The sequence below is a fragment of the Paraburkholderia sp. WS6 genome, from assembly GCF_030464835.1.
Classification (GTDB): Bacteria; Pseudomonadota; Gammaproteobacteria; order Burkholderiales; family Burkholderiaceae; genus Paraburkholderia; species Paraburkholderia madseniana.
The window spans coordinates 23177-49551 of sequence record NZ_JALQCK010000048.1 but is presented as its reverse complement, the minus strand read 5'-3'; the positions used below and the strand labels follow the sequence as shown (position 1 = coordinate 49551).

The 26375-nt window shown below is 57.8% G+C and carries 23 protein-coding genes; 14 read left to right on the top strand and 9 right to left on the bottom strand.

Annotated features, from left to right (window positions below):
* The first annotated feature begins 17 nt into the window (after positions 1-17).
* The 3 genes from traF to M0D64_RS37660 are packed head-to-tail and all read left to right on the top strand — an operon-like array spanning position 18 to position 5621.
* Positions 18-965 carry a conjugal transfer protein TraF gene (traF, locus tag M0D64_RS37670; RefSeq protein ID WP_266241797.1) on the top strand — a complete coding sequence of 316 codons (948 nt, stop codon included), beginning with the start codon at positions 18-20 and terminating at the stop codon, positions 963-965.
* Between the two features lie 9 nt (positions 966-974).
* Positions 975-2456 (top strand): conjugal transfer protein TraH, encoded by a 1482-nt coding sequence (locus tag M0D64_RS37665; RefSeq protein ID WP_266241795.1) that lies wholly within the window; start codon positions 975-977, stop codon positions 2454-2456.
* 18 nt (positions 2457-2474) lie between these two features.
* Complete coding sequence (locus M0D64_RS37660) at positions 2475-5621, top strand: type VI secretion protein (protein ID WP_266261425.1); 3147 nt, start codon at positions 2475-2477, stop codon at positions 5619-5621.
* 390 nt (positions 5622-6011) lie between these two features.
* On the opposite strand, the gene M0D64_RS37655 is transcribed toward M0D64_RS37660, so the two are convergent.
* From M0D64_RS37655 to M0D64_RS37645, 3 genes are all read right to left on the bottom strand, one after another.
* The gene (locus tag M0D64_RS37655; RefSeq protein ID WP_266261424.1) at positions 6012-6530 is read right to left on the bottom strand and encodes a hypothetical protein; all 519 of its coding nucleotides are present in this window, start codon (positions 6528-6530) and stop codon (positions 6012-6014) included.
* Between the two features lie 285 nt (positions 6531-6815).
* Positions 6816-7442: a thiol-disulfide isomerase gene (locus M0D64_RS37650; RefSeq protein ID WP_266241789.1), complete on the bottom strand. Its 627-nt coding sequence runs from the start codon at positions 7440-7442 to the stop codon at positions 6816-6818.
* A 1-nt stretch (position 7443) separates the two neighbouring features.
* Positions 7444-9009, bottom strand: coding sequence for a GspE/PulE family protein (locus M0D64_RS37645; RefSeq protein ID WP_266241787.1), 1566 nt, complete (start codon positions 9007-9009; stop codon positions 7444-7446).
* A 223-nt stretch (positions 9010-9232) separates the two neighbouring features.
* Between M0D64_RS37645 and M0D64_RS37640 the strand changes: the two genes are divergently transcribed.
* From M0D64_RS37640 to M0D64_RS37590, 11 genes are all read left to right on the top strand, one after another.
* Complete coding sequence (locus tag M0D64_RS37640; RefSeq protein WP_266241785.1) at positions 9233-9877, top strand: hypothetical protein; 645 nt, start codon at positions 9233-9235, stop codon at positions 9875-9877.
* Entirely contained in the window at positions 9874-11061 is a 1188-nt protein-coding gene (locus M0D64_RS37635; RefSeq protein WP_266261423.1) for a hypothetical protein, read from the top strand. Before M0D64_RS37640 ends, M0D64_RS37635 begins: the two co-directional genes overlap by 4 nt.
* Before the next feature lie 13 nt (positions 11062-11074).
* Positions 11075-12463, top strand: a complete 1389-nt coding sequence (traN, locus tag M0D64_RS37630) for a conjugal transfer protein TraN (protein ID WP_266241781.1) — start codon at positions 11075-11077, stop codon at positions 12461-12463.
* Positions 12464-12468: 5 nt separating this feature from the next.
* Complete coding sequence (locus M0D64_RS37625; protein ID WP_266261422.1) at positions 12469-12813, top strand: hypothetical protein; 345 nt, start codon at positions 12469-12471, stop codon at positions 12811-12813.
* 14 nt (positions 12814-12827) lie between these two features.
* Positions 12828-13724, top strand: coding sequence for a hypothetical protein (locus M0D64_RS37620; protein ID WP_266261421.1), 897 nt, complete (start codon positions 12828-12830; stop codon positions 13722-13724).
* Positions 13708-13857, top strand: a complete 150-nt coding sequence (locus M0D64_RS37615) for a hypothetical protein (RefSeq protein WP_266241776.1) — start codon at positions 13708-13710, stop codon at positions 13855-13857. The genes M0D64_RS37620 and M0D64_RS37615 overlap by 17 nt, the downstream gene beginning before the upstream one ends.
* A 152-nt stretch (positions 13858-14009) precedes the next feature.
* Complete coding sequence (locus tag M0D64_RS37610) at positions 14010-15002, top strand: hypothetical protein (protein ID WP_266241774.1); 993 nt, start codon at positions 14010-14012, stop codon at positions 15000-15002.
* Between the two features lie 179 nt (positions 15003-15181).
* The gene (locus M0D64_RS37605) at positions 15182-15958 is read left to right on the top strand and encodes a hypothetical protein (RefSeq protein ID WP_266261420.1); all 777 of its coding nucleotides are present in this window, start codon (positions 15182-15184) and stop codon (positions 15956-15958) included.
* A complete protein-coding gene (locus tag M0D64_RS37600; RefSeq protein ID WP_266261419.1) occupies positions 15955-16266 on the top strand; it encodes a hypothetical protein in 312 nt (103 codons plus the stop codon). Before M0D64_RS37605 ends, M0D64_RS37600 begins: the two co-directional genes overlap by 4 nt.
* Before the next feature lie 67 nt (positions 16267-16333).
* The gene (locus tag M0D64_RS37595; RefSeq protein WP_266241768.1) at positions 16334-16618 is read left to right on the top strand and encodes an H-NS histone family protein; all 285 of its coding nucleotides are present in this window, start codon (positions 16334-16336) and stop codon (positions 16616-16618) included.
* Positions 16619-16641: 23 nt separating this feature from the next.
* The gene (locus tag M0D64_RS37590) at positions 16642-16893 is read left to right on the top strand and encodes a hypothetical protein (protein ID WP_266241766.1); all 252 of its coding nucleotides are present in this window, start codon (positions 16642-16644) and stop codon (positions 16891-16893) included.
* Positions 16894-17079: 186 nt separating this feature from the next.
* On the opposite strand, the gene M0D64_RS37585 is transcribed toward M0D64_RS37590, so the two are convergent.
* The 6 genes from M0D64_RS37585 to M0D64_RS37560 form a co-directional block, all read right to left on the bottom strand.
* On the bottom strand, positions 17080-18501 hold the full coding sequence (locus M0D64_RS37585) for a DUF746 domain-containing protein (RefSeq protein ID WP_266241764.1): 1422 nt from the start codon (positions 18499-18501) through the stop codon (positions 17080-17082).
* A 751-nt stretch (positions 18502-19252) separates the two neighbouring features.
* On the bottom strand, positions 19253-22756 hold the full coding sequence (mobF, locus tag M0D64_RS37580) for a MobF family relaxase (RefSeq protein WP_266261418.1): 3504 nt from the start codon (positions 22754-22756) through the stop codon (positions 19253-19255).
* Positions 22753-23265: a hypothetical protein gene (locus M0D64_RS37575; protein ID WP_266241760.1), complete on the bottom strand. Its 513-nt coding sequence runs from the start codon at positions 23263-23265 to the stop codon at positions 22753-22755. The genes mobF and M0D64_RS37575 overlap by 4 nt, the downstream gene beginning before the upstream one ends.
* Positions 23262-25337 (bottom strand): type IV secretion system DNA-binding domain-containing protein, encoded by a 2076-nt coding sequence (locus tag M0D64_RS37570; protein WP_266241758.1) that lies wholly within the window; start codon positions 25335-25337, stop codon positions 23262-23264. Before M0D64_RS37570 ends, M0D64_RS37575 begins: the two co-directional genes overlap by 4 nt.
* Positions 25334-25684 carry a hypothetical protein gene (locus M0D64_RS37565; protein ID WP_266241757.1) on the bottom strand — a complete coding sequence of 117 codons (351 nt, stop codon included), beginning with the start codon at positions 25682-25684 and terminating at the stop codon, positions 25334-25336. The genes M0D64_RS37570 and M0D64_RS37565 overlap by 4 nt, the downstream gene beginning before the upstream one ends.
* Positions 25668-26051 carry a hypothetical protein gene (locus tag M0D64_RS37560; RefSeq protein ID WP_266241756.1) on the bottom strand — a complete coding sequence of 128 codons (384 nt, stop codon included), beginning with the start codon at positions 26049-26051 and terminating at the stop codon, positions 25668-25670. The genes M0D64_RS37565 and M0D64_RS37560 overlap by 17 nt, the downstream gene beginning before the upstream one ends.
* Between the last annotated feature and the right edge of the window lie 324 nt (positions 26052-26375).

Sequence of the window (26375 nt, the reverse complement as noted above, 5' to 3'; positions counted from 1 at the left end):
GCCACCTTGTCACTCTCGTGACCTTCTTGTGCCTTGGCGTAGCGGCCTCGGGAATCGTCAGCGCGCAGGTCACCTCGCGCGGCGACGAGTACGGCGACGCCTTTCTGCACTACGAGCCGTATGTAACCCCGGGCGTCAGGAAGGACGATACACCGAAGCAGTCACCGCGCCAGGACGTCACTGGAGCTCCGGCTAAGCCCTCAAGCGAATCCAGCGTAAACGTCGCGTGGTTGCGGCAGAACTACCCGATGCTGGAAGAGCGGGCGATCAACGACCCGACGGACGACAACGTGTCGGCCTACATGTACACAAAGCGGGTCATCCTCGACAAAAGCCAGCGGTTTAGCGAGGCGGTCACACGCGTATTGCACGAGGACCCGATGCTCGACGAAAACAATCGGATCCCATACGCGTCTACCGGTGCCCAGACTGTACGCAACGCCGACTATCAGGCGCAGGAAAAGGCCGTTCAGGAACTCGCACAGATCGGCGGTCTGCTGATCTTCGTCGACGGCAACTGTCGCTTCTGTGCGATGCAGTTGCCGGTGCTCGACATGCTCAAACACACGGACAACCTGGAGTATCTGGTGATCTCGATCGATGGCACGCGTCCCAAGGGGTACAAGGGCACGGTGACAGCCGACAATGGGCTTTACGGCAAGCTGGGCCTTAAGCTGACCCCCTCGATCGTATACGTGGCAAAACCTCGTTCATATCAGGATGGCCGGGACCCAAACCGCTATCTGATCGTGTCACAGGGATTCTACGCAGCCGACGAACTGAGAAAGCAGATCGCCTATGCCGGGCACCAGACTGAGTTGCTGAGTGCGTCAACGATGCGTGATCTGAACGTATGGGATCGCGGCGTGGCCAGCACCACGGATCTACAGCATCTCCAGCTCGATCCGAACAAGCCCGGAACCTTCAGGGCAACACTTCAACCGTACCTGCTCAAGCAGTATTAAGGACCGCCGATGCGCGCAAAACATCTTTTGGCTGCGGCCGTTCTGGCGATCGCCCCGGTGTTCGCGACTGCGGGCATTCTGGCCGATCTTGGCTCGATGGTGATGAGCAACTCGACTGCCCCGAGTACCATGAGTACACAGGATCGGGTGGGCATGTTCATGGGCGGGTTCTCCATGCGCACGCCGATCCAGAATGTTCACCTGCTCACCTTCGACCCGCCGCGCATCGATGCTGGTTGTGGAGGCATCGACCTCTACGGTGGATCGTTTTCATTCATTAACGGCGCGCAACTGATCCAGATCTTCCGGAACGTAGCAGCCAATGCTGCGGGCCTGGCTTTCAAGGCCGCGATCAAGGCGATTTCGCCTTCTCTCGATGCACTGCTCAGCGAATTTCAGGCGCTGCTGCAGAACATGAATAATCTCTCGAAGAACTCCTGTCAGCTTGCGCACCTACTCGTCGACCCGGCGGAGAACGCCTTGTCCAATGCAGTCAACGGCGACGGCACTGTTTCGAGCACGCAGTCGAACGCGTTTACAGATGGCATGGCATCGCTGACGGGTTACCTTAGCCAGGCGAATTCCTACCTGAAGAACGTGTCGTCGAATAGCCCCAAGCAAGGCAATCAGGTAGTCAAGACGGTCATCAGCTCCGGCGCCTCGTCGATCATGGGGATGGCCGGGCTGACGAATGTCGACGGGACTAGCGACAATCCGACAGACCCGAACAGCCTGAACAATCAGCTTCTCTATGCGTTGCTCGGCTACAAGATCAACGGAGTGCCGTGTAGCAGCCAGAACCAGGACGGAACGCCGGCAAGCACCAGCACGCCACCGAACAATTCGGTGGGGCAGGTCATGTGTTCGGGGCCGAAGCTCATTACCCTTGACTCGATTTTTAAGGGCGGTGGTATTGGCTCTCCGTATCCGAACGCAGCGCTGCAGCTCTACCAATGCCAGAACCCGAGCGGCAGTGTGTTTGGTGGGATCGACAACCAGCCGTGCACGATCATGCAGACGAGGGACTTCAACTATCAAGGGGTCCAGGGATACGTGCGAACAATGCTCTTTGGTAGTCCTGATCCGAGTCAGATTGCCACCTCGAGCTCTATCGTTGGGGAGTTTAACGGAGGCACCTCAACGAGTTTTACGCCGCAACAGATCCAGTTCATTCATCAGATGGGCACGCCCCTTATGGCGCTTCTGTCAAAGACCTCAAACCCAGGCACACGGACTGCGATTGCGCAGCGACTCGAACCACTCATTGAGCAATGTGTCACCGCGCAGATCGGTGAGGTTTTGTACAGGGGCGCGAATCTGATTCAGACGTCGACTGGCTTCGATCTCGACAAGGACCAGAAGGACAACATCGAGCAATTGCGTACGGACTATCTCCGCTACCAGAACTTCTGCAATGAAGCCGATTCGATGCACAAGATCGTTGGCGAGTTGAACGACGACGCGCGGCTCATGAGTACCAGCAACCGATAATCCTGGGCGGAGACAGGCATGCCTACCCTAACTTACTACTCGACCAGTGCCGACCTGACGACGCTCTACGCGATCCTTAACGCCGTCGCGATGATCTGCCAGCAGACGGTATTTATCTGGGCGTTCGCACTCGCAGTTTCCCTGTGGCGTCTACTCTCTACGTCCGTTGGGGCCGTGTTCCAGAGTTCGGGCGGAGCGCAGGCCGGTATCTCGACGCTTTCCACCGGGGGCATGAGCGCCTTTGTCCCGTTTGTGGCGGCATTCGTCCTGACGAACCCGGGCCTGCAGGGAACCGTTCAGATCGAAGCGACCGTCAACGGTGCTCTGTCGGAGGTTGACCATGTCCCGTTCGTCATCTCGGCGATTCCTGCTGCTGGCAGTGTCCTGTCGATGAACCTGAACCAGTATGTTTCGACTGCATTCGGCAACGTTGACGCGGAATATCCAGTTATTTCGTCGACAGCGAACGGGTTCATGAATCCGATGAAGATACTGCTCAGTTCGCGTACAGCGATGTACCGGCTGGGTGGCATCGATTCGGAGATCAAAAGTGTCGTCTCGACATGCCTTGGCCCGGACGCGGGGGTAAATTACGCGGCCATCCAGAACCAGGTGATGAACTCGGGCAACTCGGGTGCAACTGCCGCGAAGTCGATCGCGATTAATGGCGTCAATCCTACGTCAATCGGTGCATTGCTATATCAGGCGGCACAGAATACAAGTGGCATGGTCAATGACGTGTCTCTTAGCGCGAATAACTATCTAACCTGTGCCGACGCGGCCCAGCAGGTGGCGAATGACATTTCGACTGCACTCACGTCTGTCGAGTTTCCGCGCGTACTGCAGGGCGCCGTCAATGGTATGGATCAGCCTTTGGCGAACGCTGATTTCAGTTTTTCGACGGTTGCCGGTCAATTCAATGCGATTTCCGTCGCAAACACACTAGGAAGCACGTTTACGGGCGGCACCGCTCAGAGTGAAGCTGAGTTCATGAACATGCTGTTTTCGGAGATGGTCGAGAACGACATTTCCTGTCTGCGGGCCAGTGGCGACTCGCTGACCCAGTGTCAGTCGACGGCTTTGCAGGCATCCGAAGTCGAGCGTAACAACCTTCAGGAGGCTGCGAGCGAGGTGCCGATGTTGCGCTATGCCGGGAGTTTCGGTAATTACCTGATCGCGCTGATCATCGGGCTTGGCCCGGTGATCGTGATGTTCATGATGTTCGCAGGAATCGGCGCGGGCAAGACGATCAAGAGTGCGGCACATATCATCGTGTGGCCACTGCTCGTCGTGAACGTTGGTGCGGAACTGGTCAACGGAATGATCTGTATCAGCTACGCGAATTTTCTGAACGAGTTGCGCCAGGGTGGCTGGCTATCCCATGCAGTGACGTTTGCAGCGTACAAGGAACTCAGTCTGCAGATCGGTACGGGCTCGCACATCATGGCGAGCCTTCCAGTGCTGATGAGCGTTATTTTCGGACTCGGCGAGTCGTCCGCAATGACGAACGTGGGATCGAGTATCTCCCCGAAGAGCACGGAGGTTGCCGAGAACCTGGCGCCGCGACCGGAAAGCACAGCGCCGATGTTCCAGCAAAGTCAGGTTGCCATGGGAACGCAGTATGGCGACGGAATGGGACGCTTGATGTACAACGGGGGGATCGAAGCTGCGGCATCGAGCGTCAGCTACGGCAACAGCGCACGTGAGGTGTCACAGACGTTGAGTCAGGCGGATCAACGCAGCCAGTCGATAACCCAGGGTGAGCAGGATCTGCGCGATTTTCGTCGGGCTAACAGTACGGGGGACTTTTCCCGCTTCACGAACGACAGTGTGGTTGCTACTGCGCTGGCCAGGAACTGGGCCGATGAACATCGAGCGGGGAACGACGAGCACCGGGGCGCCAACACGTCTGACGCGAGGGCTAACTCCAACACATCGCGGATAGGGGCCACTGCGCATGCGGGGGTCGGCACCGACGGGGTTGGTTGGGGTGTCGGCGGGAGCACTTCGACCGAGGCCGGCACGCAGGACAGCGCCACCCGAACCACGTCAGTCGGAAAGAACGAGGCACTGAGTGAATCCCAAGCCATGGCGAGTGTGCTGTCGAAGACCATGCAGCAGCTGGCGAACACGAGTCACGGAACGCAGGCGTCCAGCGATCTGACGAAGGCACTGGATCGTCAGCAGTCGTACCAGAAGACGATTTCCCAGGTCCAATCGACGAGCGATATCGCTGCGCAGGCGGTTCGCGACTCTGATTCGTTTGTGGACATGGCGGGAAGCCTTCACGCGGATCAGATTGTCCGGCAGAGTCAGACCAATGGAGAGTACCGGACCTTCCAGATGACGGAGGGTCGGCTCGCTCAGCAAAATCCAGCGTTCTCGAAATATCTCGGCCTTGCAGAAGAGGAGGCGAAATCCGGCGCGACCGACAGTATTGTGTCCTCGCCAGCCACGCAGGACATGGTCAACCGGCACCGTGCGGCTTACCTGTTGGCACACGATAGCGGCGCGAGCGCGGCAGATCGCAAGCAGGGGCTGGAATATCTCGCGAAGGAAGGCAGCGCGATGTTCCATGGAGGCGTGGAACGCGATGTTCCACAGCCCAAAAACATGCATATTGATTCGCCTTCGAATGCTACCGGCTTGCCTGGATTTGGGCCGCAGGGTGGGGTACTGCCGCAATCGCGGGCGCCCCAAGGCGGCGGGGTACCTCCGGCGAGGCCTCATGTCGCGCACCCGGGACCGGCCGCCACGCCAGGTGGGGTACTGCCGCAATCGCGGGCCCCCCAAGGCGACGGGGCACCTCCGGCGAGGCCTAATGTCGCGCATCCGGGACCGGCCGCCACGCCCGTTTCGGCTCCTCAATCGGATCTGGGGGAAGATGTCAGGGCCAAGGTGGAAGGTGGGCTAACGCACGGAAGCGCCGCTATGGGCAACGCGATCAAGGGTGCAGACCGGTACGCGGAGTATGCGGGTCTGACGGAGGAGGGGCCGGGGACAATCCGCAGAACGGTCAATCTGGTCAACAACAACGCGGCCGATCTCGCTCGAAAAGCGGGAACAGCATCGATGACTGGAATGGGCGACCCGAACAAACCGCTCCCTGGGCAGGAGCCTGCGCCTTCGCCGAAACCCACGCCTTCGAAATTCGTGCGAAGGTGATACAAACGGGATGCCTGTCCAAAGGCTGGCGTTGTCGTTTGACCGGTATTCGGGAACTGTGGTACGTTGGGATAACAGGAACGATACTTTCGGGGGATACGATGAGGATCATGAAAGCGCTTCAAGCTCTCCTCGGCGTAGCGCGGCCAGGGGCACGAACTGGTCTTTCGCCGGCTGGCGATGAGTTGCGGATGAAGAGGGTACGTTCGCGACGCCGTTCTGCGATCTCGACCAGTTCCGGGGTGGGCCTCGGACTGCCGGGCCCGAAGAATGGCTTCGGGATGAAGAGCGGCACGGGATTCTAAGTTCACATTTCCGTGGCGCAATGTAGAGGGCCGTTTTCGCATGCGAAAACGGCCTTTCTACTTTCCGACGTGTCCCGGGGAACCCTTACCAGTCAAATACCCCTCCATCCTCGCGATCGGGCTGCAGATCCATGTGAGCCCTTAGCGCATTGCGTACCGTGGCTGGTGCCAGTTTATACATCGCCGCAATCGTTTCGACGTCGACACCTTCCTTGGTCAACTTCATCCAGGCAACGAGCCGTTCCTCGCGTGTCTGCTTCTCGGTAATGCCCATTGCGCGGCGGAACTGCACGGCACGAGCCCGCTCGGCCTTCTTTTTGACCTCAACATAGGAAAAGGCGCGCTTTCGGTAGAGGGTGCTCAGGATCGTGTCTGGCTTGACGTTGTAAATCTTGGCGATCGCCTCGAGGCTCCTGCCAGAAGTAAGAAGTCGAACCCACTGGTCGTATCGGGTGTTGAGGATGTCGTCTTTGGTGATGCCTAGCTCGTGACGGTACTTGTAGACGTCGATATGTTTGGCACCAATCATCTCGGCAATAACGGTGTCCATGAGTCCTCTGTCGAGGCCTTTCTTTGCCAGTTTTCTCTGTTCGTCAGTCAGCATGGGCGAGATATCGCATAAGGGCGGTAGGCCGGCGTTGCAAAAACAGGGACTGAGTCGGCGGCGGCGCCTGGCTGAGTGTTCTTGGGAGTCGTTCAATACAACATTGCTGCATAAGCCGCTACGGCTTATGCAGCAATGTTCGTCGCCGCGCTCTCTCGGTTCGAAAGTGCCGATTTTAACCGATAGGCGCGACGACAAACGAAAGCTTTGTAAGAATTGGTGAGGAGTGGTCCTGGATGACCGACTCGTCATGTCCATCCATCCAAAGACGCGCAATTGTGCCGTTCAACGTGCCATAGAAATAATGCCGTTCACGAGCTGGCTGAACATCTGCGCGTCTCCCTGTGTGAATTCGGGCGTTACGATGTACGTGCCTGCGACTGTGACGGCCGGCGTGTTGGTGACTTCAAGACCCTTCTGCGTGACAAGCAACGTTTCGAGATTCACCCGCAGTGCATCGGCGTGCTGATGTACCAGCAGAGGAACAGAAACAGGGACGTGCGCCGCCTGTCCTATACGGTCGATACCCGCCCAGTTTCGGGTCGCAATGCTTTTATCCTGCACCCCGATGAACGATGCTTCCATAAAGTTATGCACGTAGGCCGGATAGTATTTCTGGACCGCGAGGAAGCTGAGTGCGAATTCAAGGCCGTCCCCTTTGTTGACCAACGGCGTGAAAATGAAGGCCTTGCCCGCCGGCAACGTCGCCTCCAGATTTTTGAAGAACTGAAAGTAAGACCGTGAGAAAGGACAGGCGGGCGAGAAGAAGACCCGCACCGTTTCCTCATCTCCGGCGACAGGCTTGACCTGGAGGTAAGGCTTAAGCTCGTCCATCCCTTGCGGGACCTTAGCGAAAGCAGTGGGCGGTGCAATGACCGTCAGCATGGCGAGCAGCAAATGACGTCGTTTCATCTCAAGCGGCCTCCTCTTGAAGGAATTTGATTAGGGTGCCAACCTTTGCCTGTTCGATAAACGATGACAGTTCGACGTTCTCTCCGTTGTCACGCGCGCGGCTGTGTGCATCAATTGCATCCGACACTGCCTGGAAGCTGAGCGCATGTTCCTTTGCGAGCCTGACCCGCAGACCCGGGTGCCGTTCCGCGTCGGGGTTTCCCTCTACTCTCGACATAGTCTCGGGCAAAGTTGCACCGTGACTTTGCACCGCTCTCACCCCACCAACTGCAAGCGGCTCAAACGATAATTGCTCGCACGCCACTTTGTAGATATGTGACACGTCCACATTCGGCTCCTTGATCAAACGCTGAATATCCGGGGTGACGACAATTCCCTCGATGACCGGAACCTTGCCCGCAGACTTTCCGTTGGGCACCACCTCCGCGACCTCGCCGCACAAGTCGATTCCGTTCGTTCTGATCCAGTCACGCTCCCCACTCGTGATCTTCCGCGTTTCAACCTCGCCGTCATATCGACTCAACAGCCGTTGGGCGAGTACAAGCTTGAGCGCTGCGGCGATTTTGTAGGCATAGTTGGCGCGGTCTTCTGGCGGTGTCATGTCGAGCATGCGGGTCACAGCCTCCGCCGCGCTGTTGGTGTGAAGGGTGGCGAGAACAATGTGTCCCGTCGACGCGGCCTGAAGAGCAATATCGAGAGTTTCCAGGTCGCGTATTTCGCCGATCTGGATGATGTCCGGATCGCTGCGAAGCGCAGACCTGAGCGCCCGGGGGTATGTGATGTTGCCGCCGATCTGAACCTGTTTGATTGGACCGATGCCCCGCAGTGCGATTTCGACGGGATCCTCGACCGTATGGATCGCTGAACTTCCGTCATTGCGTACACAAAGCATCGCGTTTTGCAGCGTCGTCTTGCCCGATCCGGTCGGCCCCGTAGTAAGAATCAAGCCGCTCGGCAGATGGAGCGCAACCAGGATCTCCTTCATCAGTACATATGAGATTCCGATGTCGTCCAGCTGCGGCGCACGCTGTGCATCGAGCAATCGCGTGATGAAAGCGAAGCCGTTGTAGGTCTTCGTATATTCAACGCGGACATCAACGTTGTACGTCATCTCGTCTTCGAACAACTTCAGACCATGAAGTGCCGAAAAATGATCGGGAAGAGACAAGTCGAATCGCGTCGACTCGATATCAGGGGTGGTTGCCCCCTGTGGTGTTCCCGCTAGTTCGAACAGCTTGGTTTCCCATCGTGAAGCAGCGTCATCCGTCTCATAGCGAAGGCGGAAATTCCTGAAGCCATCCGGCGTACGAATGTTCACAAATATATGAGGACGATTGCGTAAACCTCGCCCTGAGATATGTATGTCGGAACACCTGTAGACAATGGCCCATGTATAAAGACTTCGTATCAGGCGTTCTACTGGGGCCTTGTCGCTCGATCCTTCATCGATCAGCATGATCGAGCGGCGCTCAGCCTTGTTAGTCATCGCGGCAATTTGCGCATCAATTTCCGCGAGTCCAGGTAGGGATGCGAACAGCTTTTCGTGTGCTGCGTATTGCGCACTCATGAGGTTCATCCGTCTGTAGGTAGGAGACAGTCATCGACCGCGATAAGCCGACGTCGTTCGAAAGGTCTATCACCATGGTCAAGCCGACTCATCCGCTTGTCTCAAAGCGGAAATACATCGCAGGATCGGCGGTCGTTATCCATAGGCGTATGGAATAAATAATAATTGGAGTCCATCCGTGAACTGATTATAATTCACCGGTCAAACCCGTGCGAACAACAGCATGTACGATAAAACAAAGCAAACCCACCATCAAATCCGCGACACTCACGACGGGCGTTCACCGCGAGGTCCCGTTCGGGTTGTGGCGATCAAGGTTTGCACGGCCAGTGTCTTCTCAGGACTGTTCGCAATCTTCGGCATCGCATCTGCGTCTGCAGAGGATCTTCTGAATGTCTTTAGTCACGCTGTTGTCGATGGGACGGCAAGTGCTCCGCTACCAGACATTCCCACTTTCCAGAACGCGATCAGGATCGTGCAGCAACGTACGGGCAGCGATGCTCCACTCGCGATTTACGCGGAGCGGATCACGAGGTTCCAGAATCAACCTCGGTGTGGCCGTGTTGTCTTCATGATTGGACAGCCTGCTACACACAAGGCATGGAAAGACATGGGCGGACAACTGAATATCTGTGAAGATGGCGGTCCGCCGCTGCGTATGTGCCCGGGAAAACCGGACGTGCTTCTGCCCGTCGATGCGATGTGCCCCGGGGGCACACGCCCCGTCGATACTCCCGAAGTGACAGCTGCGATTCAGCAGGCGGTCGCACAAGGCAGTTTGACTCCTGACGCCTTTGCTGCGCGTGAGCGGGCTCTGCGTCCCGCCTCTGATGCATTTGCCACGCAAGGGAAGGGAGTTCATCAGTGAAACGCGCGCTCCCGCTCATCGTGACGTTGTTCGCGCACGTAGTTTGCGCACAGAACGCGGCGAACGTCGCCGCAGGTCAGTCGTTCGCGAATTCGATCGCGCCGAGTTCGCCATCGCAGATCGTGAATCCGTCAGGCGTCAACGCGTCGGCTTGGGGTAGTCAATCGGGTACGCCGACCTCAGTCCCAACAGGGCTAGGCGGGTTTTCTTCGCCCAACACGAGTTCGACGCTTCTCAGCACAGCGAAATCAAGCAGTCTCACCCAGATGGGAAATCAGGCGATGACCGATTGCGCGAACTATGTGCCGGGCGCTGACCCGTATCAGAACCAGTACTGCGCGGCCGTGAATTTCCTGAACAACCAGTGCATGCAGCCTACGACTGGTGAAAAATCAATTCTGGGAAATACCGGGACCACACAGGGATCGGCATCCAATTGCGCAGGTAGCTATGGCGCCGGCCAGTCCCAGTTCGGGTTTGCCGATCAGGAAACGTCGAACGACAACATATTCAACCCGATCAGCAACCTCGGGACGAATGCTTCTGGCGTGATGCAGCAAACCTGCAAGTCACAGGCAGTAGTGACACAGCCTGCCCAGTACGCCAACAACACCTGCATTGTCTCAAGGGACGCGGAATCAGACGGGTGCACACAGCAGTTGAATGTCAACGCAAGTGCCGCGAATACTCCGGCAACCCTCGGGCAGGTCGGTTGTGTGTCGCCGTGGATTACCCTCTATTCCGGTGGAGGAACAACGATGGGTTGCCTGATCGTTGCAGCCGACAGTAAGAATTTGCATACCGGTGATACGTACGACGGTTTGATCATATTCCAGAAGGATTCCGTAGACGCCTATGGCCACGCGGAAAAGGATGGGTGGGACGGCTATGACCACGAGTGGCAAGACTGGGTAAACTCCTATAGCGGCGGCAATCCATCCCACTGTGCCGGGGCGGGTACCCCGTTGAACTGCTTCAAGGAGGCGTTCGCCGATGCAGGCTTTAACCACTATACAGACACTGGAATCGCAACCGAGTGGTACAGCACCGGGCAAGGCTATGTTTGTCCCACCGGTGCAACTCTGAGCGGCTCCAATTGCGTCGCGAAAACCTTTACGTATAACTGGACGGACAACTGCGGCCCGCTCACGGGTGGTGCAGCGCTGCCGACGCCATCGCAATGATGGAGAGCCAGCCATGTTGAGACGTCTTGATTTTCGCCGCCTAGTGCTAGTTGCGCTTACCATTCTTCTCGCCCATGCGGAGACTGGATATGGTCAGGCGGCCTGCACCCAGATTCCGGGGTCGCAAACCTGCGTCGATGCAACTCCCTGCAAGACGATGGCCAATGGCGTGCAGGTATGTCTCGATAACGCATCGCTGCCGACAGGCGCCCAGCAGGTCCCCTATAGCTGCTGGCAGTACACCTACCAGTACGCGTGCCCAGGGGCAACAACGAACACGTGCGGCCAGTATCAGAGCAACCCGGCATGCGGCGTCCTCTCCAGCGTTTGCAACGACACGATCGCCGAGACAGGCGAGTGCGACGAGTGGACGTACACGTACCAATGTCAGACGCAGGCACAGCAGGTATCGTCACAAATGCAGTGTTCTAACGGACTGTTCGATACATCGCAGTTCACAGCGCCCGCGAACCAGAACAACTCATTCGTCTATGCCGCGGTCGGCCTTGAAGCACTCGGCGAGGGGCAGAACTACACGAACGGCCAGACACTATTTTCAGGAGTTGCGGAATCGTGCCGGAAGGGCTACGGCGGCATCCAGAATTGCTGCAAAAGTTCTCCGGGTGCCCAATCGAATTCGGTGATCGCGAACATCGCCCTGGGCGCCACGATGTCTGTTGTCAAATACGTTGGCGAGAAGGCCATAGATATGGCATCGCCCTACGTGTTTGACTTCATGTACCAGGCGGGCCTGTTTGGAGATGGTGCATTTCAGATCGCCTCGACTGCAGCGAGCACGGGAGGGACAGCGCTTGCTGCTGGAGGTCTGTCGGTCGGAGCCTACGGGTTCACGGTTGGGACGGGCACCATGTCCGCAGGGGTCCTCGGCGGGAATATCGAACTGATGAGTGGGGCAGACGGCTATCTTGCCTTCAACCCATATGTCTTCGCCGCGATGGTTGCCATCCAGATCATTGAGAACCTGATGAACTGCTCGCAGGCAGAACAGTTACTCGCGCTTCACAGAGGCGAAAATCTGAGCACTTTCATCGACGAAACATGCTCGAAAACCGCGCTCGGCTCGTGCATACAGCACGTCGATAACTTCTGCTCCTTCAATTCACTGTTGTCCGAAACCATCAATATTCAGGGCAAGACCCAGCTTGGTCTACCTCTCGCGGACTGTAAGGGACTGACGCCTCAACAGATCACCAAGATCGATTTCAGGAAGATTGACTTCCGCGCGTTTGAACAACAGATCGTGCAGCAGGCTCAGCAATACATGCCCAGCAGCGGCGATATGAGCAAGAACTACCAACCGGTGATGCAGGGAGCCGGAAAAGGTAGCTCACAGAAGAGCACGAATTCCGTCCTGCCAACCTATCCTTCCAGTTCGCAATAGAAACCATGAAAAACGGAAAAGAAATCCTGACCAAAGCTCTTGTGTCAGTCAGTCTGGTCGCCTTCATTGGTACAGCTTGCTTCGCATCGCTGCTGTATGTCGGTAAGCACGCGCTCGAGAAGGATTACAAGCGCCAGTCGGATGAGCTTGCGAAGAACGAGGCAGAGCTTCGTCGGTTGAAAAAGGAAGGAGACACAAACGCTCGGAAACTCGCCGAGGCTCAGCAACAGCTTGATCGGCTTCAGCCCGACAATCAGAAAATGAAGGACAGTATTGGCGCGTTCGCGATGCAGGCGGCGACCTGCGACACGCTCAAGCGCACGTTGAATATCAAGGAGCCGGGGGTTTGAAGATGAGACTACCTTTGATCGAGCTGATTTCCGCTGTCCTGCTATGCGGAGCGTGCCAGGCTATTGCCGCTCCGGTCGAGTTCGACACGGACAGAGCACACGTCATCGTCGTCCGCCCGCTCGATGTGTGGTCTGGCGACCGTTCTGCGCTGGAGTCGTCGATGGAGTCGCTTACCCATCACAGAACTTCATACGACATCACGCTAGACGGAAAGCGCTACCGCGGCAGCCCGAACGTATTTCAGGGCGTTAGCGACAACCCGGTCACCGAGGGTGTTGAGACCGCGCTCGAAGGCACTGATACGCGATTGGTGAGCAACGATCGGTACTGGTTTCACGTTCGCTTCTCCGCTACGCTTCCCGCTACAGGCTACAGCGCCTTCGCCCGTGCTCAGTCAGAGTTCTATCAACGTCATGTGATGCGTGCGGGTGACCCGCGGTCGCTGTCAGGCCGCACTAGCGTACGAAAGTTCATCGGGGGCGCTCTCTCCATCGGTTCGTTGCTGATTCCTGCCCATGTGCTGGGTGTGGGCGACGGTGCGCAAGTAATGCTCAATTCAGGAATTCCGGACGCGATTGAAAACTTACCAGGACCAGAAAGGGCAGCGCTCACTCCGGTGGAGCTGCCAGATCTTGATCTCAGCGCCTACACGGTGCTTGATGTCTGGCGAGTCGACTTCAAACCGGATATCCAAGGCGAGATCCTCATCGCCTATCGTGGCGATAAGACAGCGGACGCCGAGCGCGACGCGCTGGTCAGGGCGATTGTGACGCTGACGGGAGCAGACACGACGCCGGCAGCTGTCGAGCAGTCCCGCCATGCAGATTTTGAAAAACGCGTCGCCATTTGGGACGCTTGTGTAACCAGCGGTAAATGCCAAAAGGAGGCATCGAATGACTCAGCAGAATAACGACGACAAGCCGTCTGCACTGAAGCGGTTTGGCAAGTCTGTAGCAAAGAAAAACGGCTTCTGGACCTGGCTTGCATTTATAGCGATCGCGATCGCAATGGTCGTGACATTTTTGCAGCAATCTGGCCATTGATGAATGGAAACGCGTCGCTTTCAGGCGACGCGTTTCAAGGAACACGCGGTGTTGCCTAGCCAGCGGACGACGTCGTCAACGTTGATTCGCGGTACATGCGGTGCATACATTGCGCATCGTTAGTGTAGGTTCAATGACGAGGACAACCTTTGATGAAACTTGAAATTGCTATTACTGCCGCGACAAGTGCTCCCGCACCTGATCTGCCAAGCCATCTGCTTCCAGGTGCAGGAAGCGACCGTGCAACGTTTCGCGTCGTGACGGGCGAGGTCCCTGATCGCCAAACTATGACCGAACTGCTGGGCGAGGCGATAGTCGATGCTTACTTGACCGACTACAACGAAGAGACTGGCGAAGGCCACTTTGTTGTGGTTGACGGCGACGCACCGGAAGTGGGCGCGGTTATCGATCTTTCTGGCGAAAATGTCGAATCGCTGGAGTTGCGCGATCTTGATCACATTGCCACCGAGGACCACATTGACGCCGAGGTTGACGTCTATCCATCGATGAACATTGAGAAGTACTACCATAACCTAGATCGTCATGACTGGTACTTTACGTTCTCAGATGATCCGTCGGTCTATAAGCAGGGCAACAAAGACAATGAGCGAATACACGGGATTGCACGCCAGCACGGGCAAGACTACCTGGCGCTTTTAGAGGCGTTCTCCAAGCACCATTTTTCGGGGGAGCCGTGGGGAACCGCGCGCTGGGACAAGCCTGCTCGCCCCGTCAACGGCGTACTGGTCCTACCGTCTGCACCGGAAACGGCTGAGGAAGAGCAAAGCCGTACGCCGGTTGGCGTTGCCGAAAGTGAGTTTCTCAATTCCTTCACATTCGCTCCTTCGCCAGAAGATGCGCACACACCTGACGGCAGCCACGCCGTCAAATTTGTCGATGAGCCAATGGACCCCGGTTTATCGCACAAGGCTTCGTTAGTTGTCGCTGGATACGAAATTCCGAACCCGCACGCAATAATGTTTGCCACCCATTCGGCTATTGCAGTCGTTCCCGCTGCTGTTCTGGTTACGCTTCACAAACCGCTTTCGGCCGTGATCGTGGCCGCAGTCGGCATGGGCTTTTTCCACCTGCGAAATCTAGTAGTAAGGTTTGAAAATGCTCGCGGTCTTCACGTGCAAACGTGATGAAAAAACCAGTGGACTGTTGCGCAGCGTGGCGCGCTGTTTCTGTTGCGCGCAATTTGACCGTGGGCCTTGAACTGCCGTCGATGGATGCCCGAAAGACGCAACACCGTAAAACTTACCAATGTTGTTGATAACTTTACTTATGTAAAGTACTACTAACTTTTATACGAATCTTGGCTATGCGTGAATGTTGCACCCACGACGACACTGATAGCATTGAAGTTGACCAGGATATCAACTCTCCGGAGTCGCTGGAACAGTGGATGGCTGGCGCTACGCGTGAAGAACTCATGCAGCGAATCCGCGACTCAGCATCGCGTGAAATGAGCCAGGAAGAAGCTTTCCTCCCGGCAGTTAAGTGGCTCTCTGGTCGTCTTGGTAACGCGTCGGATCACTATCGCGAGATTCATGGCGTGACGAGCGAACTCGATCTGATTGATCCGTGCTCGATCGTTCAGGTCCTGTTGGAGCTCGCACAGCAAGGCGCAAGGGTCAGCGCATCTGACGGCGAGGTCATGCAATTTCTGAGCGACTATCGCCCGGATCTGGTTGCGCAGTTAATCGCGTATCGGAGGCATTGCTTCACACGCCTGACAAACGACTGGCCTGAGGCCGCTCGAGCGGAGCATCTTCGTAATACTCTGGTCGACCGGATTAACTGTGCTGTCCGAACTGGGTACGCACATCTGCCCTCTATCCAATATTGGGCCGGTCTGCTGGAGGTGTACAGCCCGCACCAGTTCGACATTCTTGCGGAACATGAATCGATCGAACGGGACACAGGCGAAACGGAATTTGCCGAGGGGCGATCTTGTGGCCTCGCGGGCATCTTTCCCGAGTCGCCCTACAACCGGCAATCGTTTAAGGACGCAATGTGGTGGCAAGGACATCTTAAGGGTTCCAATGAACGACGGTGGAAACAACTCATTGGCAAACCGAACATAACGGCGGAGTGAAGATGACCGCATATGCATTGAGAGAGATTCTGCTTTTTGCCGCAATTGGTTTTCTCGCGGCTGTGCTTCAAGGCGGGGACTATTGGCTGTGGATGGGTATTGCCGGCGGGGCGTATCTGGCGCTTGCGCTCCTTTCGTCGCGGGCGTTCAATGCGGCGGTTAAGACGGGGTTTGTCAGCCGGTCGGCCAAAAGTCGCACTGCCTTTGGCGTTCATCCTGAATGCAAGTCGCTGTGGCTGGTCCGGCGGCATATTCTTGCGACGCCGTCTACCCGGTTAGCGGTGCCCGCATCGAAACGGAATAACTAAAGAATGGCCCGGCCTTGTCCATGGGCCAGCTAGTTGCAATTTGAAGGATGAAGGGGAGATTTGAGAGATGACAGACTCGACGTACGAGACGCTGCTGGCACAACGCGCGACTCTTGAAAAGCAGATCGAGGCAGCAAAGAACGCCGAGAAGTCGGCAGTGGTGAAAAGTATTCTCGAAAAGATGAATGCCTACAGCATTAGTCTCAGTGACCTAGCCAACGCCGCCCGGCGAAAGAGTCGAAGGCGCGCGGAAATCCGCTACCGTGATCCATCCAGCGGCGAAACGTGGTCCGGCCGAGGTAGGCCCCCGCGCTGGATCGACGGGAAGGATCGCACTCCGTTTCAGGTTTAACCGTCCCCGCGAGGGTTCCTCCTATGACCACCCATCGACAAAAGTCGGATATGCCCGAAATCACCGCGTGGGTGTCGGACCTGCGGGATGCATTCGGTGTGGAGGAAGTGAACTCTATCATTCGCCGCGGCCGCGACGGGGAACCGGTCTTCTTCGCGCAAGAGGGCGGATCATCCTACGGCACACCGCTGCCGGCGGGTAACGGTTGGGACGCCGCTGGGATCGACGCACGCCGTGTCGATCCCATCCCGACCCGCGCGTCGATAAAGCGTTAGCATTTCGCAGAACTCCTGCTTCTGCTGTCCCAAACAGGCGTCGTACAGATCTGCCGACAACCGGTTAGCCAAGATAGTATCGAAGCTAGGCCGGCGCGCTTCAGCATCCGCTGCGAGCGGATCCATTCTGAGCGACCGCGGCGCAGAAAGACCCGAAGACTCCGACGCGTCGTAACTCATTGCCCTTCAGGCAGCGCGCCGCTCGAGCGCTGTAATCCGAAAGGTGCGCTTGCACGCCGGACAACGATACTGACGGATGCGGTGCTCCACCGGCAGGTGGTGTGTTTCGCTCGCGAAGCCGTACAGCTGCATGGTGCCCTCCCACGCGCACTTAGGGCATACCATCGGCGGCGCCTGCGGCTTGGCTCCGAGCTGCGCCAGACGCTCGTGGACTCCGGACGGATCGAGTTCGAGCAGCCAGCGACGGAACTTGGGCACCCAGTGGCGGCTAACCAGCAGCGTCGATACGGCAAGCTCTTCGGCGGCCTGTGTGTACGAAAGCGGCTGCGAAAGCAATTGCACGAACCGCGCGAGCCGGTCTCGATGCCGCATGCCCGAGAGCGGCGTGCCGGTGAGCCGAGAGAACACCTTGCCGCACTGCGTGCAGCCGTATTGCGGCACGCCGCGGCTGTTGTGTGCAGGGTTGACGTGTGATTCGCCACACCACGGACACGCCGGGCGCGGCTCGACGTCCGGCGCATACGCGCGCGTGATCGCATCCATCAGGAAGTTCGTGAGCGCTTTGTTCTCCCGGTCCGGCAAAGCATCGGGTTCTACACGCGAGCGCTTCCCCCACACAGGCCGATCCGCCCGCACGACTGACGAACGCGCCGGCAGCGCACCGATGTCCAAGCGAAGTTTGCGCGGTTGAATGCGCTTCGGCGCGGGCGGGGCCAACGGTGCCACCTCCGTGTTCGGCGGCAGCGCGAACGCCGGGGCGCGGCCCTGCCGCGACTGATTGCGCAGCACGGTATTCGCGACATCTTGAATGATGATCATGTCCAGCACGATGCCGAGCGCTTCGAGTTTCAGCCGCTGCAACGTCGCGCCGCACGTCGGGCACAGGAACTTGCGTGTGCGATCAATGTTGAAGCCCCCATGGAGCACCGCGCCGCTATAGTGGCACTCGTAGCAGGTCGTGCGCGCCGCAAACCGGACCCCCAGCCGCACGCGCGCCTCCCAGACACCATCGGGATCAAGTTGCAGCAGCCACTGCCGGACCGCTGTAACCCAGCGGCTTACAGCGCCTCGTCCTGCGCCGAGGTCATCTGCAACGGATTCAATCGATGTTTGCTGTCCGAGCCACGGAATCAGGTACCGCAGCTTCTCTGGGCTGCGTAGGCGCGCAAGCGGCGTACCGGTACGCCGGTTGAAGCCCTGCTTGCACGACTGGCAGCCAAAGCTGGGACTCGCCCGCCCCCGGCTGGAGCGGCGCGAAAGCAGTACCGTATGGCGGCTACCGCAGCGCGGACAGGCACAGGGCTTCTCCGAGAGCGAGAACGCCTCTTCCCACGCACGCTCGACGTACGCGGTGAGCCCAACGTCCTCGTGATCTGGCACCGGCGCGCGTGCACGCGAGAGCGGCACCGTCGGTTCAAAGACTCGCACCGCCAACTTCACCTCATCATCTCTCGTCCGCTTAACCATGGCTCGCCTGGCCCTATTGTTGAATCGTGGCATTCTTCATCGGCGCGCTGGTGACCCGAACGAAAGCCTTTCCAGGCGCGAGCACCTGCAGTGCCGGTCGTTGTCTGGAGTTAGAAGGTCACCCACGTCGCCCTGTTCCGGGCGAGGTCGTCCATGAGATAGCGCACCGTTTCCGCGTTGACTCTTGTTGTATTGACGATCCCCTGCCCCGCCGGCTTGCTGCCGGATCAGATCACGCGCAATCATATCCTAGGGGTAGCCTGCCCGACCTGCGGCGTGCCCAGCGCAAAATTGTGCGGGCCGAGGAATGCGTGGGTCGTCACATACCCTGCAAACACGCGTGCATCGGTGAGCTTTTTCAGGAGCGCGCGGACGGTGGGAGCCCGGTCTCTGGTCCACGAAACGCATCGTGACCACATCGAAGCTCCGAAGGTGCCATTAAGATATTTGCACCCGCCTCGACGCGATGGCCTCCGAATATCAGTCCGCTCTCTTCGATCTGGCCGAACTGTGTGCCGGCGATCGCGTCAAGCATCTTCTCGGTCGGCGCACTGTGCTCGAGGCAGATAGCTGGCCAGATTCCTGTCGCGTCGACAGTTCCTTGCGCTCCTCGATCAGTTGCAGCGCCGGATCCGGCACCGGTCGCGCGGCCGGAATGGGCTGGACCCGGAGTGGCAGTCTGCGCCGGCCGGACGATATCGCATAACGGATGCTAAAGCTTCAGGATACGCCCCTGCTCCGGCACCTTCGCCGGCGTCCTTTCCGGTGTTTTTTCCGGCGTCTTCTGCAGGCCTGGCCGCGTTTGTTCGACCGCCTGCGTGGGCTTCTGGAGACCTCCGTTCTGCAGATTTGCCTGATTCTGTTGTTGCCGGGCCTGCTGAGCCTGTGCCATTTTCTTCTGCATGTCGACGGCGGTGGTCTTTGCCTTCTCCGCCCCCGCATTTTCGCGTAGTCCTTCGAGGTCCGAGGTCACAATCTCGGTGTTGCCTTTCGCCCGTGACGCGGCGACATAGGAGGCGAGCTTGTGGATAATCTTCGCCCCGGTCCAACTGACGGCAATAATTTCGCGATCGTTGGTAGCGCCCTGCTCCTTAAACGATGTGTGCGCGTAAGAATGCTCGATCATGCGGAGCTGGTCGTTATTCAGCCGGGACTCCCTTCCGTCCCGCTTCCATACGATCGTGGCCCCATCATTGTCGACATCCTTGATCATCCCGCGTGTGCCGTTCTTGATCTTGGGCGTTTCTTTGTCCTCAAACGCAATGATCGAACGGGATTCCACGAGGTCGCCGGCGGCGTAGTTCCGCTTTTCGAGCTTGACCGGACTGAAGAAGTCCTGACGCTGCGGATTGATTTCGACTTTTCTCCCGGTCGCATCAACACCAAAGACACGATTTAACTGGACGTTGAACCCCGTGATCTGAATAACGTCGCCCTGCTGGACGCCAATCTCCTTGTAGTTCTTGCGATATACCAAATGGTCGACGCCCGCCTTCGCCAGCATCACTGCGTGCCGCTGTTCGGCCTCCGTGAGAGAGGGCTGGTCGAAATGCTTCTTCTCGAACTCCGGGCCCGAGAGGTGTCCCTCCTTCATTAGGAGCGAGTGAACAGCCGAGTTAATGTCCTTTCGATCATCGTTTGTTAGTGCGACCACACCGACCAACGGCTTCTCGTTGCCTGCCGCGCGCAACTCCCGGAGATTGATTAGATAGCGGTCCGCAACCGTAGCGGCAAGTTCTTCGCCGTCGACTTCCAACTTGTCAAGCAGATCGATCGCTTTCGCGTAGTCCCCGGCCTTGATCTCCTTAATCGCCTGTTTCGTGGCCGGCGTCGCGTTATCGAACCGGCGCGTTTCTTCCAGAACCGACAAATGGATGCCTGCCTGTTGAGCCTGTTCAAACGCCCGGCCGGCCGAGACGCTCTCGTGTTGCTTGATGTCACCCTGAAACACAACGCGTGCGCCGAATTCACGGGCGAGCGTGGAAAGTTTTTCTGTATCTCCCGCACCGGTGAGTGACGACTCATCCATAACAAGCAGGGTCTTCTTCCCCTCTGCGTTGCCGAATCGTTTAAGGTTTGCAAGCTTTGCCTGGGTAGCCTCAAATTCATGGGCCAATGCGTCTTTACTCTGGCCGTTGTTCAGATATAGCGTTGTGCGCGCGGCAATCGCCTCAGCGACCCCCACTTTCTCGAAGCTGGTCCACTTTCTGCCGATCGACTGTGCCTTGTCGACGCCTTTCACCAACTGGCCTGTAACAGCCTTACCGGCGAACGAGGTGGCATTCTGGTGGATGCGTGTAAGGCCGTCCCTGTTCCTGTTGGCAAGGTTCGTCAGGAACGTACCAACCGCATTGCGGAAGTCGTCGGGCGACCTGAATACTTCCCCACGCTGATGGTCAAAGGTGTATCGGTGTTTTCCGTAGTCGACCTCGCTGTTTCGCACCTGCAGCTTGTGCGACTCAACGCGCGCGTCGGGCGAATGACGAAGCGGGGTATTCGCGTTGATAGTCGCGCGTAGTTCATCCAGACGCAGTTCGGTAGCCTTGATTCGCTTGTCGCGTTCAGCAAAGTATCCGGCGATTGTGTTGCTCGGGATGCCGCTGGCAGCTTCAAGTTCAGTGGCTGCAGCAGCGGACGTCGCGACGCCGAGGACTTCCCAACCCTTGGCGACCGCCACTTCGTAGACGAGGGCATTGGCCGCTGTTTTTCCGGTCCCGGCCTCGCCCTGAACACCCTGGTAGGTATCTGGGTGCATGAGAATGTTACGGGCGGCATTGACCTGTTCACCGGAAAGACGGTACTCCTTGCCCGTCTCGATCGTTTTCCTTTCATTGAACGCATCTACCGCCGCGATGAATTCCGCCTCGTCGGTCAATACGACATTGCCTTGCCCGCGACCCTCGCGAATATTCCGGGCCAGTCGCATCTCGCTATCGATTGCCGCAGGTGTCGTAAATATCCGCGAGCCGTCGTCGCCCAATTCCTTCTCGACCATACGATGCCCGGCAACGTGTTGTTCTATTGCCCGGTCAATGTCGTCCATCCCGCCGCGGCTGAAAACAAGCGCAGTCTCTTCCAAGTCCGTGAGCTTAAAAGACTGCTCGCGCTCGGAAAGGTGTTCAATTGCCCACGAAACGGCTCTAAGCGCTTCGCGGTCAGCGCGCGCCTGTTCTCGTTCCTCCCGGGTTGGTGCCCGCTCCGGATCCACGCCATTGCGCTGCTGCCCGCCACCAGGTCCAGCTGCCGCCCTCTGTTCCCACTGTTCAACCCGATTCCTGGCGGCAGCAACGACGGATTCCACGTCGAGGTTTGCGTCGCGGCCGGTTCTTTCCCAGGCATCCTGCAGGACGTCCCGCGGGTATTCTTCCTTGCCGGCCCGACTGGAAAGCGCAGCAGTCTGCCGCGCATCGAAGCTCGCCTCCCCCGGGTCGATGCCCCGCTCGACCAGCGTGTGACGAATCTGCGCGCGCCGACTGCTATAGGTCTGGACCTGTTCGTCTGAGAATCCCTTAATTTCGAAGTCGATGCCGTTTGAGGCGTGTTCAATCTCGTAACCAAGTTTCTGCAGCCGGTGCGCGAGCTCGGCCTTGTAGATAACGTCGCCCTGCGCCCGAAGCTTGTAGAGGCGGTCATTGGTCAGGCTGCGCCACTCCTGTCGCTTTTCGTCGTAGACCGCGTTGACGATAACGTTGTGGCTATGGAGATGCGGCTCGTTCTCCCGGTTCGTTTCGTGCAGGACGGTCGCGTATAGAAGGTTACCGGCCAGTTCCGCCCGATTCTGACCGTTTTCGTCCTTTACGCGAACTATGGACGCGTGTTTTTCAAACCATGCCATGACACGTTCGTTCGCGGCTAGGTGCGCATCGACGACCCGCTCGTCCTTCCCGACAAGAGCGGCCAGGGAGACACTTTTGGGCGGCGCCACGGTGAAATCAACTCCCGGACGCCGGTTCTTCCCCTTACTGTTCTCAGCCAGATCTTCAATTTCCTGACTTTCCGGGTTGCGAAGCTTACCCTCAAGGAGTTCAACGAAATCGTCGCGCGTCACAGCCGCACCGCGCTTCCCCAAAAACTCCGCGCCCTTCCCTTGCCAATGCGCCGTCGCCTTTTCGTTGACGTAATAGTTGTCGGCCTTCTGGCTGGCCTCCTGATTAAACGACTTGTCGTGATAAACCGCCGCATCGGAGGCGCTACTGATTTCCTGCTTTGAAATCATACGGCGCCTCCCTGCTCGCCAGGCAGGGCTTGAGCCGTAAAACCGGTTTCGCCCGGATTCAAGGTGAGCGGCACGCGGATCTGTTCGTTGGAAAGCCGAACCCCGTGCGCGTATCGTTGCGGCGACAAATCGACTGTTCGTGCGGTTTGCCGACCGGCCAAGACAAAGATTCGCAGCGTCGGGTATTGCGTGGTCGACGGCGAGGCGGAAAGCCGGAAGCCGACCGTGACGTTCATCCCGACTTTGGCTACGACACGCAGATCGGTAACCGCAATGGCGGGAGCAGTCGACGCCGCCGGCGCGGAGTCCTTGAGATCCCGTTCGAGCCGTACTGCCTTGATCGTTGCGATATCGGCGTCATCAAGCGTCGCCTGAACCAGTCCGGTGTTAGCTTCTCCGGTGCCGAACACGATCTCGCCCAGTTCAGACCAGAAATAGAAAAAAACGGCGACCAGCAACGCGAGCGTCGTGAACACCCAAGTTACAAAAATGCCCTTGAACGATTTCATCGCGAAACCCCCTTGCCGCCATTCCTGCGTCCGCCAACCGGCCCTGTGAAGAGCCCTGCCCCATGCGATTCCTCGTTCGTTTCGTCTGGTGTCGAATCCTGCTGCGGCTGCTCGCTGGCTCCGTTTGCGCCGCTATCCTTCACGCGGACCATTTCACCGGTTTCCTCGACGACGACCCAGACGCCTTCTGCCTCAATGGTTGTTTTCGCCTGTTCCGCAGCTGCTCTTGCGGCGCGCTCCCTTTCTGCGTCCTCGCGAACGCTCGCGATCGCGTCCTGTCCAGTGGCCCGCAAAATCTTGAATCGGGGATCATTCGGCGGATTCTTTCTGACTTCCTTGAACCGGTTGACTCGCGCCCACGGCCGCCACCATTTCGGAAGCCAGTGTCGGTAATCAACCTTTGACACGGGGTAGCTTCCCGGCATCTGGATATAGGCCACGCAGTTGTCGAGAGAGGCGATTTCGGCGGGCATGACAAGCCACTTCTCCCCTTCCCCCTGATTCAGGTTCGCGCCATCCCGCCATTCGCTCACCGCCAGTGCCTGGCCTTCAGAAACCACGTCCATTTCCCGCTTGGTCAGGCGTTCGGCCATCCGTTTTGCCATGTTCGGCTCGGGGGTGGCAAGCATCGCGACCGTCCGCATACAGTTGAGAAGGGCCTCGGCGCGGTCCTGGCCCATCGTGGTGTAATACTGCTTATCAGCCTGCGTACCGGTGACGACGCAAACACCGTTTTTGCGGAGAGTGGCCTGCCACTTGTCCATCTGGATGTCGCCGAGTTGCGCTGACTCGTCGGTAAAAAACCAGTATCTGTCTTCGTGCACAATTTCCTGTTTAGCCGCGATCGCACCGAATGCGACGGTCAACAGCAACCGGTACAGCGGTGCAAACATCGCCATTGTGTCTTCGGTGTTGAGGATGAAAAAGCGCGCATCGTCGTCCGCATCGAAGAATTTCCTCATCGACCAGTCGCCATCCGGAACTGCGGCGATACCATCAAGGTAGATCGCAATAGAGCTGATAACACCCTGGCGTTGTCCGGTCGAATCGCCACCTACTGCCGAACTGGCGACAGACTGACGTACCAGCAGTTCCAACTCATCCTCCGGCATGGCGAGAATTGCCTCGGAGATCACCCGGGTGTGCTGCGCTCCGCGTTGTGCCAGCCGCAATAACATGACGGAGAAGAGCGCTCGAGCTGCGTCCTCGAAAAACGCACTTGCGCCGTGAACAACGCCAGCTTTCGGTGGCAAAAACGCGTGCGACAACGTATTCGAGTCGTAGGTGTTGACCAACTCGGCGAAGATCGACCACGGGACGCACCCGAGCATCGAGGGGTTAAAGAAGAAGTCCTTTCCGGGACGGTAGTACGCCCGGAAGTATTCGCCAGCGTGGTCATAAATGACGCACTTCTTCTTGCGGGCAAAAACCTGCTGCATCAGGTCATGCTGCCCGATCGACTTCCCTGTGCCTTGGGCACCCAGGAAAAGAATGCCCTGCATTGGCGCCTTAACTGGAAGGGAGATGTCGAGAATCTTGTATGGCCCGGGTTCCTTGCGGCGAACCTGTGAAGACAGAACGGCGGGTTGAACAACATCTTCCTTGCCACGGACGAGTTTGTTCTCTCGCGCCTTCTTTCCAACTCGGCGAAGTGACCGCCAGATTCCCATATAACCGAGGAGCGCACTTGCGACCGCAGCGATCAGAACTTTAGGAAGCGCACTGGTGACCGGAGACATCCCACGGGTGACTACCAGAAATTGTGGGGGGGTCAGCATCTGTATCTCGGAGCCGTCCGCCTTGACTACGGTCACAAAGCTGTCGGCCCCGTGTTCGTCCCTAACCGGCCATTTTCGGGGAGTATCTTTGGAAACGATGTGCGAGACGATTGTCTGTTTCAGAATGTCGCTGTCGGTCGGGTTGAGCCAGCCGAGCCAGAGAATTATCGGCAGTAGCAGGCCGGGCAATGCACCAGCCCACATTGACATGTTCATGGCATGAACCGTGAGCTTCATGCTCGTGAGAAACAGTGCCCGACCGGCGCCGGCGTCGGAAATGACAGGTTTGTTCACGCGCCCTCCTGCAGATAGAGGCAACCAAGATCCTGCTCGTCGACCAGACGATAGGTCGATACGTCGTCGGGTAGCAGTGAAACCAGTTGGTCGGCGCGTGCACCGAAACTGTCGCGCCAAGCGTCATCCGGCATGCGGATAAAGTCGCAAAGGCGCACATTCCCGGCGCTGTCAATGAAAAGCAGATCGCACGCTTGGTGGTGTTCCTTGCCTACCCGGGTGTACCTGAATTCCATCATCCGATCGTGCCCATTGGGCGACGACCACACCAGGCAGGTCGCGTCGTATTCCCCCGGCGGGAGTTGATCTGGGGCGTTAACTGATTCGATATCAATTGGCAGAAACATCCTCGTCCTCCGTGGTGAACGCCCCATTGTCATGCCCGGATTTAATGCCGCTGCCGAAGTAAACGGAGCTGTCCACGCGTGACCGGAATTGCTCCGCCGCAGAGCTACTCAGACGGTGACCGACACCGTCCGGAAGTAGAACCGCGGCGACTCCCGCTGCCGCCATCGTATGGGTCATATGCATCACTTTCTCGATCCGGTCGAGTCGCTCGATGAATGACTCATATCGCCGATCGAACTTGGACAGACCGTCGCTGATGAAGATGCGAATTACCGAACTCACCGGAATCTTCATTCGCTTCGCCAACTCAACTATCTGCTCTTCCGTCTCTGGATCGAGCCTCACAGTACGTCTTTCTTTAGTCATCGAAAACACCAAGCTTGAACAGGGTTTTTGAAGTTGCGTCAGCCAATGGCTGACACGCCAAACACCTTGTAACTAATAGGATTTCGCGAGTTTAGGTTTGGTTTGTTCGTTGTGCCGAAAAAATTTTGTCTGACACCAATTCGGTAGGGAAATCATGGGTTTACCACTGGTTTTGACGTTGCACGCGCGCGTGCGTCATGTGTGTGCCTTGGAGGGGGGGCGGCTTTGACCTTTCTGAGGGCAGTGGAGATCAGAGAAAGGGCTCGCGAACCCCCGGGTCGGGAACCGGCGGGAATTGAGTTTTCCACGTGATGAAGCGAAGAT

Bases quoted from the DNA above. Each gene is read 5' to 3' on its own strand.
- M0D64_RS37625 (WP_266261422.1), top strand. From the start codon at position 12,469: ATGAAAAACGGAAAAGAAATCCTGACCAAAGCTCTTGTGTCAGTCAGT.
- M0D64_RS37560 (WP_266241756.1), bottom strand. From the start codon at position 26,051: ATGACTAAAGAAAGACGTACTGTGAGGCTCGATCCAGAGACGGAAGAG.
- M0D64_RS37595 (WP_266241768.1), top strand. From the start codon at position 16,334: ATGACAGACTCGACGTACGAGACGCTGCTGGCACAACGCGCGACTCTT.
- M0D64_RS37615 (WP_266241776.1), top strand. From the start codon at position 13,708: ATGACTCAGCAGAATAACGACGACAAGCCGTCTGCACTGAAGCGGTTT.
- M0D64_RS37655 (WP_266261424.1), bottom strand. From the start codon at position 6,530: ATGCTGACTGACGAACAGAGAAAACTGGCAAAGAAAGGCCTCGACAGA.
- M0D64_RS37575 (WP_266241760.1), bottom strand. From the start codon at position 23,265: ATGAAATCGTTCAAGGGCATTTTTGTAACTTGGGTGTTCACGACGCTC.
- M0D64_RS37660 (WP_266261425.1), top strand. From the start codon at position 2,475: ATGCCTACCCTAACTTACTACTCGACCAGTGCCGACCTGACGACGCTC.
- traN (WP_266241781.1), top strand. From the start codon at position 11,075: ATGTTGAGACGTCTTGATTTTCGCCGCCTAGTGCTAGTTGCGCTTACC.
- M0D64_RS37565 (WP_266241757.1), bottom strand. From the start codon at position 25,684: ATGTTTCTGCCAATTGATATCGAATCAGTTAACGCCCCAGATCAACTC.
- M0D64_RS37605 (WP_266261420.1), top strand. From the start codon at position 15,182: ATGCGTGAATGTTGCACCCACGACGACACTGATAGCATTGAAGTTGAC.
- mobF (WP_266261418.1), bottom strand. From the start codon at position 22,756: ATGATTTCAAAGCAGGAAATCAGTAGCGCCTCCGATGCGGCGGTTTAT.
- M0D64_RS37610 (WP_266241774.1), top strand. From the start codon at position 14,010: ATGAAACTTGAAATTGCTATTACTGCCGCGACAAGTGCTCCCGCACCT.
- M0D64_RS37590 (WP_266241766.1), top strand. From the start codon at position 16,642: ATGACCACCCATCGACAAAAGTCGGATATGCCCGAAATCACCGCGTGG.
- M0D64_RS37640 (WP_266241785.1), top strand. From the start codon at position 9,233: ATGTACGATAAAACAAAGCAAACCCACCATCAAATCCGCGACACTCAC.
- M0D64_RS37645 (WP_266241787.1), bottom strand. From the start codon at position 9,009: ATGAGTGCGCAATACGCAGCACACGAAAAGCTGTTCGCATCCCTACCT.
- M0D64_RS37650 (WP_266241789.1), bottom strand. From the start codon at position 7,442: ATGAAACGACGTCATTTGCTGCTCGCCATGCTGACGGTCATTGCACCG.
- M0D64_RS37665 (WP_266241795.1), top strand. From the start codon at position 975: ATGCGCGCAAAACATCTTTTGGCTGCGGCCGTTCTGGCGATCGCCCCG.